Below are 15,909 nucleotides of genomic sequence, written 5' to 3' on the forward strand. Positions count from 1 at the left end.
AGTCGTTTTTACGAGATTCAGAAAGGTCAAATTCTTATTGAAGATGTTGATCTAAAAAACTACGAACTGGGCTGGTTACGAAGCCGGATCGGGGTGGTATTGCAGGATGTATTCCTGTTTTCGGATACGATCGAACGCAACATTACGCTGGGCGATCCGACGATTACGCGGGAGCAGGTCATTGAAGCCGCTCGCCTCGTGGGAGCCGACGAATTTATCCAACGTCTGCCGGGCACTTACGATTACAACGTTATGGAACGCGGGGCTACACTTTCCGTAGGGCAACGTCAGTTGATTTCGTTTGTACGGGCACTGGTACGCAATCCGCGTATTCTGATCCTTGATGAAGCCACGGCTTCCGTGGATACGGAGACCGAAGAGCTGATTCAGGCGGCTATTACTAAGCTGATGAAAGGTCGTACGGCGATCGTGATTGCTCACCGCCTTAGTACCATTCAGAATGCCGATCAGATTCTGGTACTCGACAAAGGTCACATCGTTGAAGCCGGACGGCACGAAGAACTCCTCGAAAGTGGAGGAGCCTACGCCAATCTTCACCGAATGCAGTACAAGGAATTGGTGTAGTTTGCAGTAGTTCATTCCATGTTATACTCGGGTTTTAAAAGATCAGCAAACGAAGCCTTGATCTTTTAAAACCCGAATTGTTTTATTGCCCTCGTACCACTAAAGCATTGCTAAAAACCTGAATTTCGCTCTACTGTTTGTTTCCATCGGGTTTTGAATGGGTTGCACTATTTTAAGCAGGTACCTCTACCGACTTGTCAACTGCAATGTGCCCATCAAACGCTACAGACCACTTGCATTACTAGTAACCGCCAACCCCGAAGGGGTTGAATATCATTAGCCCCGTATGAAATGTGGGGAATCAACCAACTCGGTAGGGACAGCCTACCAACGTTTACGTCCGTAGCAACTGCGACGGACAACGCGTCCTGATAACTTTACCGAATTTATCGTAGGGAAACTGAAAGCGGTAAACCCAAAACTGTAAACTGAAAATCCCCCTTACCTTTGCCCTCGTGAGTAAGAAAACGAAATATTACGTAGTCTGGCAGGGACGGCATCCGGGCATTTTCGATAACTGGGAAGACGCCAAAGCCCAGATCGAAGGCTTCAATGGAGCCCAGTATAAGTCATTTGAGGACAAGCAGCAGGCAGTTATAGCCTTTCGGGAAAATCCGTACAAACACATCGGAACGGCCAAAAAACAACCCGCTGCCCCGAAAAATGCGGCACTGGTGGGTAAACCGATCACTCCTGCCCTGGCCGTAGATGCGGCTTGGAATACGGCTTCCGGCGTGATGGAATACCAGGGAGTCGAGTATCCCTCGGGTACGCTCATTTTCCGCATGGGTCCGTTTGCGGATGGCACGAACAATGTAGGAGAATTTCTGGCGATTGTGCATGGACTGGCTCACCTCAAACGGCACAACAGTCCGCTACCGCTTTACTCCGATTCGCGAACGGCTATTAGCTGGGTACGCAACAAACACGCCAACACCAAACTTCCCGAGACCGATCAGAATAAAATTCTTTTCGAGCTGATCGACCGGGCCGAAACCTGGCTTAAGAACAATACCTTTTCAACGAAGATTTTAAAGTGGGAAACCGAATACTGGGGCGAAAATCCGGCTGATTTTGGTCGGAAATAATCTTTAGATCCGTTTTCTTCAGTAGTGTATAGACCTTGGCTCGTCATTCATACTTCCGCTTCAAACAATTCACCATCTGGCAGGATCAGACGGCCATGAAAGTCTGTACGGATGCCTGTGTGCTGGGTGCCTGGACGCCCGTGCAAGAGAGTCATCGCATTCTCGACATTGGTACGGGTACGGGACTCCTGCCATTGATGCTTGCCCAGCGACTAACGGCCCCGTACCACATCCACGCGGTTGAAATTGACCCTAGTTCGGCTTCGCAAGCTCGTACCAATGTGCAGGAAAGTCCCTTTGCTGAAACTATACACATTTACGAAACGGCCATTCAGTCCTTTGCGTCTGAGCATCCGTACGATCTCATTATTTCCAATCCTCCTTTTTTTCAGAATTACCTGCGTTCGCCCAACGAAGGCCGAAACCGGGCGGCCCACGATGAACGTCTTTCGCTGGCCGAATTGGCAGCGGCGGTCGACAGGCATCTGGCCCCTGAAGGTCGGTTTGCCGTTTTACTGCCCGTATTCGAAACCGATTTACTAGCGAAGGAAATACGTCCCTACGGACTGCATATACGGCAGCAACTGGCGTTAAAAAATGATCCTGGAAAACCCACTTTCAGGCTCTTGACGCTCTTTACGCGACAGGCCACTCCCGCAGAAATTACGCCCGAAGTACTTTGTATCCGCGATGAAACGAATGAGTACACGCCGGATTTCGTAGCTTTGCTGAAAGATTACTACCTGATTTTTTAAGAGGTGAGCGTTTTAAGGGGAAAGCGGTCTACACCATTTTCCGAAATGAAATGAATTTCGCCGTTCGAGGGTTATTCTTAAAACGCCAAACGTTTCCGTTTTTCGGACTTTACGCAAATGCCACCATATCCCTTGCAACTATCCGTCGTCATCCCCCTGTACAACGAAGAGGAGTCGCTTCCTGAACTTTGTGCCTGGATTGAGCGGGTAATGAATCAACATCAGTTTACGTATGAAGTGATTCTGGTAGATGATGGAAGTAACGATCATTCCTGGCGGGTCATTCGCCAGCTTTCTTTTGAAAATCCGCAGATTAAAGGGCTACGTTTTAGCCGGAACTACGGAAAGTCTGCCGCCCTCCATACGGGATTCCAAGCCGCTCAGGGTCAGGTTATTATCACCATGGATGCGGATCTACAAGATAGCCCGGATGAGATTCCTGAACTCTATCGCCTGATTACAGAAGATGGCTACGACCTGATTTCGGGCTGGAAGCAGAAACGTTACGATCCGCTCACGAAGACGCTACCAACCAAATTGTTTAATGCCGTCTCCCGCTGGGTTTCGGGCGTAAACCTGCACGATTTTAATTGCGGTTTAAAAGCCTACGACGCACCCGTTGCTAAATCGGTACGTCTTTACGGCGAAATGCACCGAAATATTCCCATCTTAGCTAAGTGGAATGGCTTCGGCAAGATTGGTGAGAAAGCCGTACAACATCAGGCTCGAAAATATGGTAAAACCAAATTCGGTTTAGAGCGTTTTATATACGGGCTGCTTGATATGCTGACCATCGTGTTCGTAAATCGCTTCGGCAAACGACCCATGCACTTGTTCGGCAGTTTCGGGGTTATTTCCTTTCTGCTGGGCTTTGTAGCAACGCTTTGGCTAGCCTTTGATAAAATTTACAGTGTATCCGCAGGTCATAAGTTTAGAAACTTGACGGACGATCCTAAATTTTTCTTAGCTTTAACGGCTATTATCGTTGGCTTTCAGCTCTTTCTCGCGGGCTTTCTGGGCGAATTGATGGCTTCTAATTCCGAACGAACGACGGAATACAAAGTCAGAGAAAAGGCAGGAATCGGAGAAAAAGTAGGATGATTTTCAAAGCGAGTACTTCTATTTATATAATCAGCTAATTTTAGCCACTATTGTCTGTCAAACCGCATTAAATCGGTTCTATTGTATGAGTTTTTCGACGCAAATTGCACACCCCTGGCACGGGGTTCCCATCGGGGAAAATGCCCCTGAAGTAGTTACCGCCTTTATTGAAATTGTACCTACGGATACGGTCAAATACGAAATTGACAAAGAAACGGGCTTTCTGAAAATTGATCGTCCCCAGCTTTTTTCCAATTACATGCCTTGCTTATATGGCTTCCTGCCCCAGACCTACTGCGGCGATGCCATTGCTCAATACGCGACCGAGCAGTCTGGCCGCGATATTCCCGAAGGCGACGGTGACCCACTCGACATTTGCGTATGGGCCGAAAAAACGATTCCCCACGGTAACATCATTCTTCAGGCCATCCCCATCGGCGGTATTCGCCTGATTGATAAGGGTGAAGCGGATGATAAAATCATCGCCGTACTGAAAAATGACGCCGTATACGGTGGCTGGACGGATTTGAATGACTGCCCTAAAAGCGTTTTGAACCGTCTCGTTCATTACTTCTTGACGTACAAAAACATTCCTGGCGAAGCCAAAGCCATTATCGAAATCGACAGCGTATACGGTCGTGACGTTGCTCACGAAGTAATCCGGAAAAGCCGTCAGGATTACCAAACCCTGACTTCCAAAATTCCGGTAATCTAACCGCTGAGTTCACGTTGGTTTTCAGCCTTTCATCCGCGGGAATTCCCGTTCAGACTTTTTCAAGCCCGTTGCAAAACGGGCTTGTTATTTTTGGAGTTATACGATACAAAACCAAGACTATTCCTTTTACCAAAACATTAGTAGTCATTCCATATGTTGCAATTTTTGAAATACGTACTGGCTACCCTGGTGGGTCTGGTGCTTTTCTCCATTCTTTCGGTATTCGTGCTACTGAGCATTGCTTCCATAGCCGGATCGGGAAGCAGTGATGTGGTAATTGAAGAAAACTCCATCCTGAAGCTGGACCTGAATAAAAGCTTTACCGAACACGATAATAAAACCAATCCCTTTTCCGAGCTAGGTGGCCCCTTTGCTAATACAGAAGTAGTAGGTGTTGTTCAGTTGAAAGAAGCACTGACCAAAGCAAAAGCTGACTCCAAAATCAAGGGTATTTATCTGAAAGCGAATAGTCCGAGTGCGGGTTGGGCAGTACTCGAAGAAGTACGGGCCGCTTTGAACGACTTTAAAAAATCGGGCAAATTTGTGTATGCCTACGGCGAAACGTATAGCGAGCAGGGCTATTACCTCTCGTCGGTGGCCGATAAAGTATACGTGAATCCCGCCGGTGGACTTGATTTCAACGGACTTAATGCCGAGTACGAATTTTACAAAGGCACCTTTGATAAACTCGATATTAAACCCGTCGTATTCCGCGTAGGAAACTATAAAAGTGCCGTAGAGCCTTTCTTACGGGAGAATATGAGTGATGAAAACCGCGAGCAGACTCGGTCATTCCTGAATTCCATTTACAACCAGGTGCTTGCCGAAATCTCGGAAAGCCGGGGCGTTTCGGTACCCGAACTAAAAACGGTAGCGGATTCTTTGCAGGCCTACGAACCACAGGATGCTCTCAAGCACAAACTGGTGACGAACGTAGGTTACTACGATGAATTTGAATCCGCGATTCGGAAAAATCTCAAGCTCAAGGAAGACGATAAACTCAAGTACGTTGGATTGAGCAAATACCTGAAAACCTCCGATGACTCCAAAGCTCCGAATACAGATAACAAAATTGCAGTGATCATCGCCCAGGGTGACATTGTGGACGGTGACAATGATAGCGATAATCAGATAGCTTCTGAGAAGATGGCGGCCGAAATTCGTAAGGCCCGTAAAGACAAAAATGTAAAAGCTATCGTCCTGCGGATCAACTCGCCGGGTGGTTCTGGCTTAGCTTCAGAAGTGATGTGGCGGGAAATCCAGAAAGCCAAAGAGCAGAAACCCATCATTGCGTCCATGTCTACGTATGCGGCTTCGGGTGGGTATTACATGGCCATGGGTTGTAACAAGATCGTGGCTCAACCTACGACGATTACGGGTTCCATTGGCGTATTCTCCTTGTTCTTCCGCGTCGATGAATTCACCAAGAATAAGCTCGGTATTACGTTTGACCGCGTCAATACCAACGCTCACTCCGATTACCCTACCCTAACCCGGGAAATGGACGAATTTGAGAAGAACCGCTTCCAGAAATCGACCGATCGTTTCTACGAAGTCTTTACCACAAAAGCGGCTCAGGGACGTAAAATGCCGGTTGAAAAACTTCGGGCGATTGCCGGAGGTCGTGTCTGGTCAGGCCTGGAAGGAAAACAAAACGGTCTGGTCGATGAATTAGGTGGACTGGAAAAAGCCATTCAGATTGCGGCCAGCGAAGCCAAACTAAAAGCTGGTGAATACCGGGTTCGGTATCCGGCGAAGAAAGACTTCTACCAAACTCTTTTCGATACAGCTGAAGAAGAGCAGGAAGCACGCGTCATGCTGGCCACGTTTGGCGATCTGGTACCTTACGTGCAGAAGCTCAAGAAATTACACACCCTCAATGGTATCCAGGCTCGTCTGCCTTACGAGGTACGAATCCGATAATACGATACATTTGAAGCAAAAGCCACTTTCTGATCAGGGAGTGGCTTTTTTTGTGTAGCACTCAGGGTTCCAAATGCAGGACATTAGCCCCCAGGGGTTGTTCCATAACCCGTTCCAGTTTTTTATCGTGAACGGTAATCAGAATTTCGACAGAGCCCGTCCCTACGCTGGCCGCCAGGATATGTCCTCCGTAGGCCGCAAAGGTCCTGTCCGTTACGACGCCGTGCGTATGGAGCGAAACCTTCCCTTTCTGCCAGGCAATCGTCCCCGTCATACTCGCCAGCTCTACGCCTTTAAATTCCCGGGGATCGTACTCCTTGGTTTCAAAATTGAAAAAACCAAAGGTTACGTTCACGAAGCCCATACCCGTAAACGAAGCCGAAGGAATCTTCTCCTGTTCAGCAAAAGCTTCGAGCTGCTTCAGTACATCATCATCCTGCCGTAAAACCATCAGATAACCGGCGGGCACTTTGGTATAGCGTTTCATGGAATCAGGCTTTTTCTGCTGGGCCGTACTCGTTCCCAGAGTCAACAGACTAATGGTCAGTAGAGTGATACAATAGTTGAAAATTTTCATCAGCTGAATGTTTTCTACCGTCTTAAAAAAATAATACGAAGTCTCTTCCTACGAGCTTCCATTCTGCTTTTGATCGATGTAGAAACATTAATTCACTATATACGTCTGGTACATACCAGTTACGCGATTATTTTTGCATTGTTTTTATTTAATCTAAATAACAACTAACTCTATGTATCAATGAAATCTATCTTTCTTTCCCTGGTTTACCTTGCTTTATTAGTATCCTTCCAACTGGTCCAGGCTCAGGATCAGAAAAAAAATGCCGATTTGCCTGACGGTGTCATTCAGGGGGTAGTTAAAGACGCTTCCGGACACTTCCTGCCCGCTGTTCACATTACGGTTCCTTCGCAACGTACCGGTACCAGTTCCAGCGAAACGGGCGTTTTTCAACTGCAACTCGAATCCGGACGCTCGTACACGCTTCATTTTAGCAGCGTGGGTTACGAAACCCAAAAACACACCGTACGCCTGCCCGCTACGGGTGGCATCGACCTGACGATTGTACTAGCCTCAACTAGTACTGCTTTGCAACAGGTAGAAATTGTGGGTCGTAAGGAAACCACCTACAAAACTAGCTCGACCTTTATCGGTAGTAAATCAGCTACGCAGATCAAAGATTTGCCACAATCGGTTTCATACGCCAGTAAAGAACTGATCGCCGATCAGGGCCTGATGCGAGTGGGTGAAGTAGTAAAAAACTTCAGTGGCGTAACGCAGTTTACCTTTTACGATGATTTGACCATCCGTGGTTTTCGGATCAATGGCCAATCCAACACGCAATTGCTGAATGGGCTGCGTACCAGTACGGGTTTCTGGAAGCAACCCCTGGCCAATTACCTGGAACGGGTAGAAGTACTGAAAGGGCCTTCATCCGCTTTGTACGGCAATGCCAGTCCGGGCGGAACGGTGAACCGGGTTACGAAGAAACCACTCGACGAAAACCGAAAATCCGTTAGCATATCCCTGGGTAGTTTCAATACTTTACGAACCTTGCTTGATTTCACGGGTCCAGCCAATAAAGACAGTTCGCTGCTGTACCGCATCAACCTGGGTTACGAAGATGCTCAGTCGTTCCGGGACTTACAATTCGACAAAAACCTGATCATCGCTCCTTCGTTCTCCTTCCTGCCTAACGACAAGACCCGGATCAATTTCGATCTGGTGTACAACAACTCCAAAAGCCGTCTGGATCGTGGACAGTCGATCATGAATACCAATGATTTGTACTCCACACCCACTTCCCTGGCTTTGAGTACTGGCAATGACTACCTCAACGAGCAAACGTACAATGTTTCGCTGTCGTTGAGTCGGAAGCTAACCAACTGGCTCAGTTTCAATGCAGCTTACATGAAGACCGGTTATTCGGAAGATTTGTATGAGCATCGTTCCGCCAACGCCTATGGTGTGGATGCTACCGGAGCTACGCAACCTGACAAAATCGCCATGCAGGTATTTATGCGGAAAAGAAACCGGTACATCGATAACTTTTCCGGATACTTTAACCTGGAAGGATCGACGGGGCCTTTGGAACACCGCGTTGTAGTTGGGTATGATTACGGCAGTGAAAAACTGCCCACGGGCGGTTCGCAATTACAAGCCAGTGGGTACCGTAATGCGGCCAATAACGGATTCATCGCTACCTACAATCCAGCTAATAAGTCTCGCTATTTACTAGATGCTAGTGGGAATCCGGTACCAAATGTTCCCCACTTTGATTTAAGCAATATTCTGAATTCGCAACGCATTCAGGACGATAGTAAGCTGTTTTACGCTCAGCGTTCGTTTGATCCTACTTACTACTATCTGAACGCCGGTTATATTCAGGATCAGATCAAGATTGGTCGCTTTCAGGCCTTACTGGGCGTACGGTACGAAAACTACACCGACTTTGACAAGTACAAAACCAAAGATGAGAAGAAGACAAATCAGTCGGCGTGGCTGCCTCGTTTTGGTTTAGTATTTACGGCAACGTCGAACATCAACCTGTATGCCACGTATGTACAGGGCTACAACCCGCAAACGGCTTCCAACATCGCTAATCCCAACGCCGGCGGTCCATTCAAACCCCTAGAAAGCAACATGGTTGAAGTGGGTGGTAAATCCAGTTGGTTCGACGACCGACTGACGGCTTCGTTTGCGGTTTATCAAATCAAGCAGAAAAACACGCTGTATAACGCCAACGATCCGCAGAACCCGGATTTGCTGCGTCAGATTGGGGCTGAAGAATCGCGTGGGTTCGAGTTCGACATTATTGGTCGGATTCTCCCAAACTGGAGCGTCATTGCCTCTTACTCATACAACAAAGCACAGATCACCGAAACGCTAACCGAAGCTGAGCGTAACATTCAAAAGCCCAACGCTCCGCGTAATATGTTCAACTTCTGGACCCGCTATTCCATTCCGCAGGGTGCTTTGAAGGGCCTGGGCGTGGGCTTCGGTACCAACTTTGTAGACAAACGCAACCTATCCATTAGCCTGGACCAGAGCATTCCTTCGTTCCAGATCTTCAATGCAGCTCTGTATTACAACGTAGGTCGTGTTCAGTTACAATATAACCTCAACAACCTGACGAATAAAACGTATTGGGTAGGTGGATACGACTACATCCGCCTTTTCCCCGGTGCTCCTTCTAATTCGTTAGTCACCATTAACTACACGTTCTAATGGCAAAGGGTAGATTCAGAACCGTTACGAGGCTGGTGCATCTCTGGCTTGGTTTACTAACCGGCCTGGTGGTTTTCATCGTTTCGATTACCGGCACCTTGTACGTGTTTGATGAGGAATTGTTCCGTCTCTTTCATTCGGAGTTGTACCACCTCAAACCTACGCAACAGCCCCTGAATCTATCCGAGCTTCGAACGATTGCCCAGCAGGCGATCCCCGGAAAAAAGATCACTTCGGTCGAAATTTCCGGGGATCCTACCGACCCGTACCTGTTCATGGCTCAGCAGATAGCTCCTCCCGAAAAAGCCGGATTGACGTACTTCACTCAACTCACGTACTGGGATGACGTATTCATCGATCCGTACCGGGGAACCGTACTGGGCGTCGTTGATCGGAAGTACGAGTTCTTCAACCTAGATCGGCAAATCCATCAGCATTTACTACTGGTTAAGCCCATTGGCAGCTTCATCGTTGGAGGTTCTACGTTGATTTTCATGGTCATGCTCCTCACGGGCTTTGTACTCTGGATTCCTCGCCAGTGGAAAAACCTGAAGAATCGATTGACTGTGAAGACGAGCGGCCATTGGAAGCGTCTCAACTATGATTTGCACAATACACTAGGCTTTTACATTCTGCCCGTGGTTTTATTCATTGCGATTACGGGACTGGTCTGGTCGTTTAAATGGTGGGAAGGCGGTATCTATCGTTTAATGGGAGCCAAAGAAAAACCTGCATTTGGCCGGGAATTCAAGACGCCCTCAACCCAACTCCCCACAGCTCCGGCGGAAGACTTGGCCTTCGCACAAATCCGTCATTTTGTACAGGAGCAATACAAAATCATTGGTATTAATTATACGGACAAAGCTGACAAACCGCTGAATTGTTACTGCATTCTAAAGAATAATTCCGACGGCTGGCGGGGCTTTAGTTACTTCTTCTTCGATAGTCGTACGGGAGAATTTTTTGATCAGATTGATCACGAAAAAAAGCCCCTGGCGATGAAGTGGCGAAATTCAAATCTGGATTTGCATACGGGTCGTATTTACGGCTGGCCTACGCAAATCCTGTTTGTGATTATCAGCCTGATTTCTGCGTCCTTGCCCGTTACGGGTTTTCTCATTTGGTGGGGAAAACGTAAAAAGAAATCCGGATCATTTAAGTCACGACGACTCAAATCATCCGGATTATCAATTCCGCAGCCCTTGCGGGGCGTATAGGTGTGATTAACGATAACTGTTTATTTAGCAGCGACTCGCCATACTTTTCCGCCCCCATCGTCGGTGATTAACATCGAGCCGTCTTTGAGTACGAACGTTCCTACGGGTCGTCCGTATACTTCACCCGATTCAGGATTGGCGATGAAACCCGTCAGAAAGTCCTGAGGTTTACCCGCTGGTTTTCCATTTTTGAAGGGAACAAATACTACTTTGTAGCCGACCAGCTCAGAGCGGTTCCAGGAACCATGTTGGCCAATAAATGCTCCCTGCCGATAAGCTTCAGGAAACTTATCGCCTTTATAAAACGCCAGACCTAAAGAGGCCGTGTGCGAACCCAGATCAACATCGGGTACCACCGTTTTCTTCACCAGTTCCGGATTTTTGCCAGCCATTCGCGGATCTTCGTGGGCTCCCCAGTAAGCGAAAGGCCATCCATAAAAAGCTCCTTCTTTCACGTGAGCGAGGTAATCGGGCACTAATTCATCACCCAGTTCGTCGCGTTCGTTGACGGCCGTCCACAGTTGTTTGGTACGGGGCTCCCAGTCCATTCCTACGGGATTGCGTAAGCCACTGGCGAAAATTTTCTCCCCTGTACCATCGGGATTGATTTGCAGAATGTTAGCTCGGCGTACTTCATTTTCCATGCCGTGCTCGGCCACGTTACTACCCGATCCTACGGAAATATAAATTTTCGAACCGTCGGCGTTGGTCAGCAGATTTCGAGTCCAGTGGTTATTGTAGCCACCCGCGGGCAGTTCCAGAATTTTCTGTCCCTTGGCCGTAATTTTCGTATCGCCTTCGTTATACGGAAACTTGTAGACACCGTCCGTATTGGCTACATACAGATCCTTTTTGATCAATACTATCCCAAAAGGCTGGTTGAGACCCGAAAGGAACGTTTCCCGCATGTCGGGCTTACCATCCTTATTGTTATCCCGCAGGAGTGTGATTCGGTTGGCACTCAGTCCGTCATCCGAACGGGATTTGATTTTACCGGAAACCTGCTCCTGAACGCGTTTGGCTCCTTTCGTTTCCGTGTTGGACTCCACGATCAGCACATCTCCATTCGGTAACTGATAGGCCCAGCGGGGGCTTTTAAGGTTCCCCGCATATTCGGTGACGACAAATCCAGCGGGTGCCTGGGGCATCTGTCCATCCGACCAGCCAATGATATTACTGAATTTATTCTTAGGCTTCGAAGGTTCGGGCAACTGCACGGTGGGTTCAGCTACCGGCGTGGTAACAGCAGTAGAATCGGTTTGGGACGCGTCATCTTTGGATTTCTGTACACACTGCGTGCACATAACCACCATCATGCCGGCTCCTAATATACTTAAGGCTGAAAAGCTGGAGTGAAAACGATTTGCATTCATATTCATATGGGTAGATAAGCAATTGTCTGCCCATCCCCGAAAAATAAACATGCCAGCTTACCCTAGGCTAAGCGTTTGAGCATGGTATAGTGCTGTATTTCATTGAATAGTAAATAACTCGTTTGCGTAACGTCATAACCTAAAGACTGGTAAAAGGGTACGGCATTTTCCCGAGCCTCGAGAATGATTTCCGTAACGCCCATTCGCTGAGCCAGCGTTTCGAGATGAGCCATCAGTTTTTTACCTACGCCCTTGCCCTGAGCGGTTTTTGAGACAGCTACACAACGAACCTGTCCCCTACTGTCGGCGTTGGTATGTAAGCGGGCTACTCCTAAAGTAATACCGTCGGTGTCATAGGCAGCTACGTGGATAATATCTGTTTGATCGTCAGGCAATACTTCACTGCCCGGGGGCTGATTCCAGGGTTCGCGTAAAACCTCATAGCGTAATTGGTAGTACGCTTTCCATTCTTCAGCGGTTTGGGGAGAACGAACGTCAATCATCATTTTTGGAAGGTAAATAGTTGAGAAACGGGTGAAGTGGACTCAGCCCATTGATAGACAAAGCCCTGGTTTTCGAAGACTGCTCGCAGAGTCGCGGGTTCGTAGAGTGGTTTTCCGCAACCTTCGTGTACTTCGCCAGGATATTGAGCCAGGGGTTCTTCCACAAAAAGCCAGCCGCCGGGTTTCATTACCCGCTTCATTTCGGCGATCATGGCTTCTTTCTCAGAAAATTCGTGAAAGGCATTAATTACCAGCAGTTTATCTAACTGCTGATCATCTGAGGGAATCTGTGTTTCTGTACCAATGCAGGGGATAAACTGGCTGGTACACGTTTTCTTATACTGTTTTTCCCAGTACTGCACCGCCGCCTGAATTTCTTCCTCATTCAGAATTTCCGGTACCAAGTCCATCAATACAAAGGTCAGTTGATCCACCTGTACGCCCCAGCCCACTTCCCACAAGCCACCACCACAGCCGAGACTGCCGATGACTTCTCCAGGTTTGAAATGAAAGTAATCCAGTAACTGATTCATACGCCGAAAACACAGATGGCGGGTCATGTGCCCGCCATCTCTTCTTAAGTTTTACGTCAGCTTTATAGCAACAAGCCGGCAATGGTCGCACTCATGTAGCTGGCGAGGGTTCCACAGATCAGAGCTTTGAAACCCAGCTTGGCCAGATCCGAACGCCGCGTGGGAGCCAGCTCACCGATGCCCCCCACCTGAATGGCAATGGAGCTAAAGTTGGCAAATCCACAGAGAGCAAAGCTAGTAATGGCAATGGTTTTGGGGTCCAGCGTTTCGCGGATTTTCACCAGATCGAGGTACGCCACGAATTCATTTACCACCATTTTCGTACCCATCAGAGCTCCGGCTTCTTCAATGTGCTCACTCGGCACACCCATACACCAGGCAAAAAGGGAGAAGATTTTTCCTAAAAACCAGTTCAGGCTTAAATCGCTCATCCCAAAAACGTAGTAACCAACCCGCCAGAAGATGGCATCCACCAGGGCAATCAACGCAATGAAACCGATGAGCATCGCTACTACGTTGAAAGCCACTTTCAAGCCCTCCCCCGCTCCGGCGGCAATGGCATCCAGCAGGTTGGCGTGATGTTTCTTGACTTCCAGTTTTACAACACCCTTCGTCGCCGATTCTTCCGTTTCGGGATAGACGATTTTAGAAATAACCAGGGCTCCGGGAGCCGCCATCAGACTAGCCGCCAACAGATACGAAGCATCCACGCCCAATTTGATATACGTCGCCATGACCCCTCCGGCAATACAGGCAAAACTACCCGTCATGGAAGACATCAGTTCGGATTTGGTCATGTCTTTCAAGTAAGGCTTGATCATAATCTGAGCCTCGACCTGCCCTACAAAGGCACTCGATACGTTGGAAAGAGCTTCCGCCCCACTCACACCCATCAGCCAGTACATGCCCCGGGCCAGTACGGAAATGATGCGTTGCATAATGCCTAGGTGGTACATCATGTTCACCAGTACGGCCACAAAAATGATCGTAGGAACAATCTGGAAAAAGAAAATGAAGTTGTTAGAAGCTCCGAAAACGCTGGTCAGCAGGGGTGAATTAACCAGGGGGCCGAAAACGAAGGTGGCTCCTTCGCTGGCCTTATCGAGTAATTTTTTGACAAGCTCGCCGATGGCTCCAAAAAGCTGTTGCCCGGCGGACGTTTTTAAGATGAAAACAGCTAGACCGACCTGAAGGGCCAGACCAATGCCTACTGTTCGATAATTGATGGCTTTTCGGTTATTGGATAAGGCAAAAGCGATGCCCAGAATAACAACAATGCCAATCAATCCGGTAAATCGATCCATATGGTAAGTGGAAGCTACTGCTAGTGTGTGATGAAACCCTGCGAAATTAACCCATTTCGACCCGAAGACAAAACCAATCCTTCGGTTTACGTTCCACAAGAGGCCTGCTTTTCGACAGATGGATAAATTTTTTGGCTGAAACAACTTTTCCGCCCTTTTCTCCGAGTACCCTAGATGAATCGTAAACGATGAACTCTATGTACTTAAAAAACTTTTTCTACACCCTGGCAGCCGCTGTTTTATTAACCGCCTGCTCCTCTGATTCCAAAAATGAACAGACGCCCGCCGCGGACGTTTCCATTCAATCCACGTCTTTAGGGCAAGTGCTGACGGACTCCAAAGGGAAAACGCTGTACTTTTTCGCCCGCGACGTTGCCGGAGCATCGGTATGCGAAGGCAACTGTTTGGGCGTATGGCCCGTGTTCTACGCTGAAAATCCTAAACTAGCTTCGGGCCTGGCCACCGCTGATTTCGCTACGATTACCCGGGCTGACGGTAGCAAGCAAACAACCTACAAAGGTTGGCCGCTGTACTATTACCAGAATGATGCTGCTGCTGGCGATACCAAAGGGGATAAGGTAAATAGCGTCTGGTTTGTTGCCAAGCCGCATTTCAGCGTCATGCTCGGCATGGCTCAGCTCGTGGGCAATGATGGAAAGAAATACACCGGAACGTACGCGGAAGGAACGGGTGAAACGCTTTTTCTGGTTGATAGTCTGGGCCGTACCTTATACGCGTTTGCTCCGGACAAACGGGATACGAATACGTATACCAAATCCGATTTCAGTAACAACGCAACCTGGCCCTTGGCTGAATTTTCTGCTAAAAACGTTCCCTCGCTGCTGGATGCCGCTGACTTTAAAACGATTACCGTTTTTGGTCGTACGCAATTGGTATACAAAGGCTGGCCGCTGTACTACTTCGGTCCCGATAACATGCAACGAGGAATGACGAAGGGCGTTAGCGTACCACGTCCGGGCGTTTGGCCTATCGTAAATCAGAGTTCCGCTGCGGCTCCGCAGTAGATTTTTTTCGACGGAGGAAAAAGAACAAAACCCACGAAGCAATCAGCAGACAAATCGTAATCTGGAACGGGTAGTTAGACTGGTTCTCCAGTGCTTCTACCCGTTTTCGGTTACGCTCCGCCTGCGACCGCAACTGCTTATTTTCTTCCATGAGGGCTCCACTCTCGTCGAGGTACGAATTGACGCGTTTGGAGACGTCGGAGTTTTTACGGCGAAGCTCCGTCACTTCGGCCTGTTTCATCCGGTTTAGCTCGGTAAGAATTTCGTTGTCTTTATTCAGAATTTGCTCCAGCGTAGTGATGATATTCCGTAGGTCTTTCTTGGATTGGCCGCCGAAAAAGGCATTTCGCTCCTGTTGATTCTGGGCCCATTGCTTATACAAACCCTGTCGTTGGGATACCAGAATGTTCAGCACCGAGTCGGGTCGGGCCACATACGAATAGCGAATATTCTGGGCCTGTGTAGTAATGGCAATACATCCCAGGAAGAAGGCAATGAAATAACGCATAGCTAATCAGCGGTCTGATAAGAGTTGGAAGTACG

15 protein-coding genes are annotated in these 15,909 nt (G+C 48.3%); 9 read left to right on the forward strand and 6 right to left on the reverse strand.

Annotation, left to right across the window (positions count from 1 at the left end):
• The 6 genes from ACOJTG_RS16470 to sppA all read left to right on the forward strand — a co-directional run.
• On the forward strand, positions 1-585 hold a 585-nt coding region (locus tag ACOJTG_RS16470), incomplete at its 5' end, for an ABC transporter ATP-binding protein (protein ID WP_420154829.1).
• 455 nt (positions 586-1,040) lie between these two features.
• Positions 1,041-1,673: a viroplasmin family protein gene (locus ACOJTG_RS16475; protein WP_420154830.1), complete on the forward strand. Its 633-nt coding sequence runs from the start codon at positions 1,041-1,043 to the stop codon at positions 1,671-1,673.
• Positions 1,674-1,708: 35 nt separating this feature from the next.
• Positions 1,709-2,428, forward strand: coding sequence for a tRNA1(Val) (adenine(37)-N6)-methyltransferase (locus ACOJTG_RS16480; protein ID WP_420154831.1), 720 nt, complete (start codon positions 1,709-1,711; stop codon positions 2,426-2,428).
• Between the two features lie 117 nt (positions 2,429-2,545).
• The gene (locus tag ACOJTG_RS16485; RefSeq protein WP_094811850.1) at positions 2,546-3,529 is read left to right on the forward strand and encodes a glycosyltransferase family 2 protein; all 984 of its coding nucleotides are present in this window, start codon (positions 2,546-2,548) and stop codon (positions 3,527-3,529) included.
• 85 nt (positions 3,530-3,614) lie between these two features.
• Positions 3,615-4,244 carry an inorganic pyrophosphatase gene (locus ACOJTG_RS16490; RefSeq protein WP_104709934.1) on the forward strand — a complete coding sequence of 210 codons (630 nt, stop codon included), beginning with the start codon at positions 3,615-3,617 and terminating at the stop codon, positions 4,242-4,244.
• A 153-nt stretch (positions 4,245-4,397) separates the two neighbouring features.
• Positions 4,398-6,167 carry a signal peptide peptidase SppA gene (gene sppA / locus ACOJTG_RS16495; RefSeq protein WP_420154832.1) on the forward strand — a complete coding sequence of 590 codons (1,770 nt, stop codon included), beginning with the start codon at positions 4,398-4,400 and terminating at the stop codon, positions 6,165-6,167.
• A gap of 61 nt (positions 6,168-6,228) precedes the next feature.
• Here sppA and ACOJTG_RS16500 read toward each other — a convergent pair whose 3' ends face one another.
• Entirely contained in the window at positions 6,229-6,744 is a 516-nt protein-coding gene (locus tag ACOJTG_RS16500; protein WP_420154833.1) for a PPC domain-containing DNA-binding protein, read from the reverse strand.
• Positions 6,745-6,924: 180 nt separating this feature from the next.
• On the opposite strand from ACOJTG_RS16500, the gene ACOJTG_RS16505 reads away from it, so the two are divergent.
• The gene (locus ACOJTG_RS16505) at positions 6,925-9,411 is read left to right on the forward strand and encodes a TonB-dependent siderophore receptor (RefSeq protein ID WP_420154834.1); all 2,487 of its coding nucleotides are present in this window, start codon (positions 6,925-6,927) and stop codon (positions 9,409-9,411) included.
• A gap of 35 nt (positions 9,412-9,446) precedes the next feature.
• Positions 9,447-10,628 carry a PepSY-associated TM helix domain-containing protein gene (locus tag ACOJTG_RS16510; RefSeq protein WP_420154835.1) on the forward strand — a complete coding sequence of 394 codons (1,182 nt, stop codon included), beginning with the start codon at positions 9,447-9,449 and terminating at the stop codon, positions 10,626-10,628.
• 20 nt (positions 10,629-10,648) lie between these two features.
• Here ACOJTG_RS16510 and ACOJTG_RS16515 read toward each other — a convergent pair whose 3' ends face one another.
• The 4 genes from ACOJTG_RS16515 to ACOJTG_RS16530 all read right to left on the reverse strand — a co-directional run bounded on the left by ACOJTG_RS16515 (position 10,649) and on the right by ACOJTG_RS16530 (position 14,341).
• Positions 10,649-12,001: a PQQ-dependent sugar dehydrogenase gene (locus tag ACOJTG_RS16515; protein WP_420154836.1), complete on the reverse strand. Its 1,353-nt coding sequence runs from the start codon at positions 11,999-12,001 to the stop codon at positions 10,649-10,651.
• Between the two features lie 62 nt (positions 12,002-12,063).
• Positions 12,064-12,507 carry a GNAT family N-acetyltransferase gene (locus ACOJTG_RS16520; protein ID WP_420154837.1) on the reverse strand — a complete coding sequence of 148 codons (444 nt, stop codon included), beginning with the start codon at positions 12,505-12,507 and terminating at the stop codon, positions 12,064-12,066.
• The gene (locus ACOJTG_RS16525; RefSeq protein ID WP_420154838.1) at positions 12,504-13,064 is read right to left on the reverse strand and encodes a class I SAM-dependent methyltransferase; all 561 of its coding nucleotides are present in this window, start codon (positions 13,062-13,064) and stop codon (positions 12,504-12,506) included. The genes ACOJTG_RS16520 and ACOJTG_RS16525 overlap by 4 nt, the downstream gene beginning before the upstream one ends.
• 35 nt (positions 13,065-13,099) lie before the next feature.
• Positions 13,100-14,341: a NupC/NupG family nucleoside CNT transporter gene (locus ACOJTG_RS16530; protein WP_420154839.1), complete on the reverse strand. Its 1,242-nt coding sequence runs from the start codon at positions 14,339-14,341 to the stop codon at positions 13,100-13,102.
• A 197-nt stretch (positions 14,342-14,538) separates the two neighbouring features.
• On the opposite strand from ACOJTG_RS16530, the gene ACOJTG_RS16535 reads away from it, so the two are divergent.
• A complete protein-coding gene (locus tag ACOJTG_RS16535) occupies positions 14,539-15,366 on the forward strand; it encodes a hypothetical protein (protein WP_420154840.1) in 828 nt (275 codons plus the stop codon).
• Here ACOJTG_RS16535 and ACOJTG_RS16540 read toward each other — a convergent pair.
• Entirely contained in the window at positions 15,329-15,874 is a 546-nt protein-coding gene (locus tag ACOJTG_RS16540; protein WP_420154841.1) for a hypothetical protein, read from the reverse strand. The genes ACOJTG_RS16535 and ACOJTG_RS16540 overlap by 38 nt on opposite strands.
• Between the last annotated feature and the right edge of the window lie 35 nt (positions 15,875-15,909).

This window comes from Siphonobacter sp. (assembly GCF_048595215.1).
Taxonomy (GTDB): Bacteria; Bacteroidota; Bacteroidia; order Cytophagales; family Spirosomataceae; genus Siphonobacter.

Bases quoted from the DNA above. Each gene is read 5' to 3' on its own strand.
- ACOJTG_RS16485 (WP_094811850.1), top strand. From the start codon at position 2,546: ATGCCACCATATCCCTTGCAACTATCCGTCGTCATCCCCCTGTACAAC.
- ACOJTG_RS16490 (WP_104709934.1), top strand. From the start codon at position 3,615: ATGAGTTTTTCGACGCAAATTGCACACCCCTGGCACGGGGTTCCCATC.
- sppA (WP_420154832.1), top strand. From the start codon at position 4,398: ATGTTGCAATTTTTGAAATACGTACTGGCTACCCTGGTGGGTCTGGTG.
- ACOJTG_RS16500 (WP_420154833.1), bottom strand. From the start codon at position 6,744: ATGAAAATTTTCAACTATTGTATCACTCTACTGACCATTAGTCTGTTG.
- ACOJTG_RS16505 (WP_420154834.1), top strand. From the start codon at position 6,925: ATGAAATCTATCTTTCTTTCCCTGGTTTACCTTGCTTTATTAGTATCC.
- ACOJTG_RS16515 (WP_420154836.1), bottom strand. From the start codon at position 12,001: ATGAATGCAAATCGTTTTCACTCCAGCTTTTCAGCCTTAAGTATATTA.
- ACOJTG_RS16520 (WP_420154837.1), bottom strand. From the start codon at position 12,507: ATGATGATTGACGTTCGTTCTCCCCAAACCGCTGAAGAATGGAAAGCG.
- ACOJTG_RS16525 (WP_420154838.1), bottom strand. From the start codon at position 13,064: ATGACCCGCCATCTGTGTTTTCGGCGTATGAATCAGTTACTGGATTAC.
- ACOJTG_RS16530 (WP_420154839.1), bottom strand. From the start codon at position 14,341: ATGGATCGATTTACCGGATTGATTGGCATTGTTGTTATTCTGGGCATC.
- ACOJTG_RS16535 (WP_420154840.1), top strand. From the start codon at position 14,539: ATGTACTTAAAAAACTTTTTCTACACCCTGGCAGCCGCTGTTTTATTA.
- ACOJTG_RS16540 (WP_420154841.1), bottom strand. From the start codon at position 15,874: ATGCGTTATTTCATTGCCTTCTTCCTGGGATGTATTGCCATTACTACA.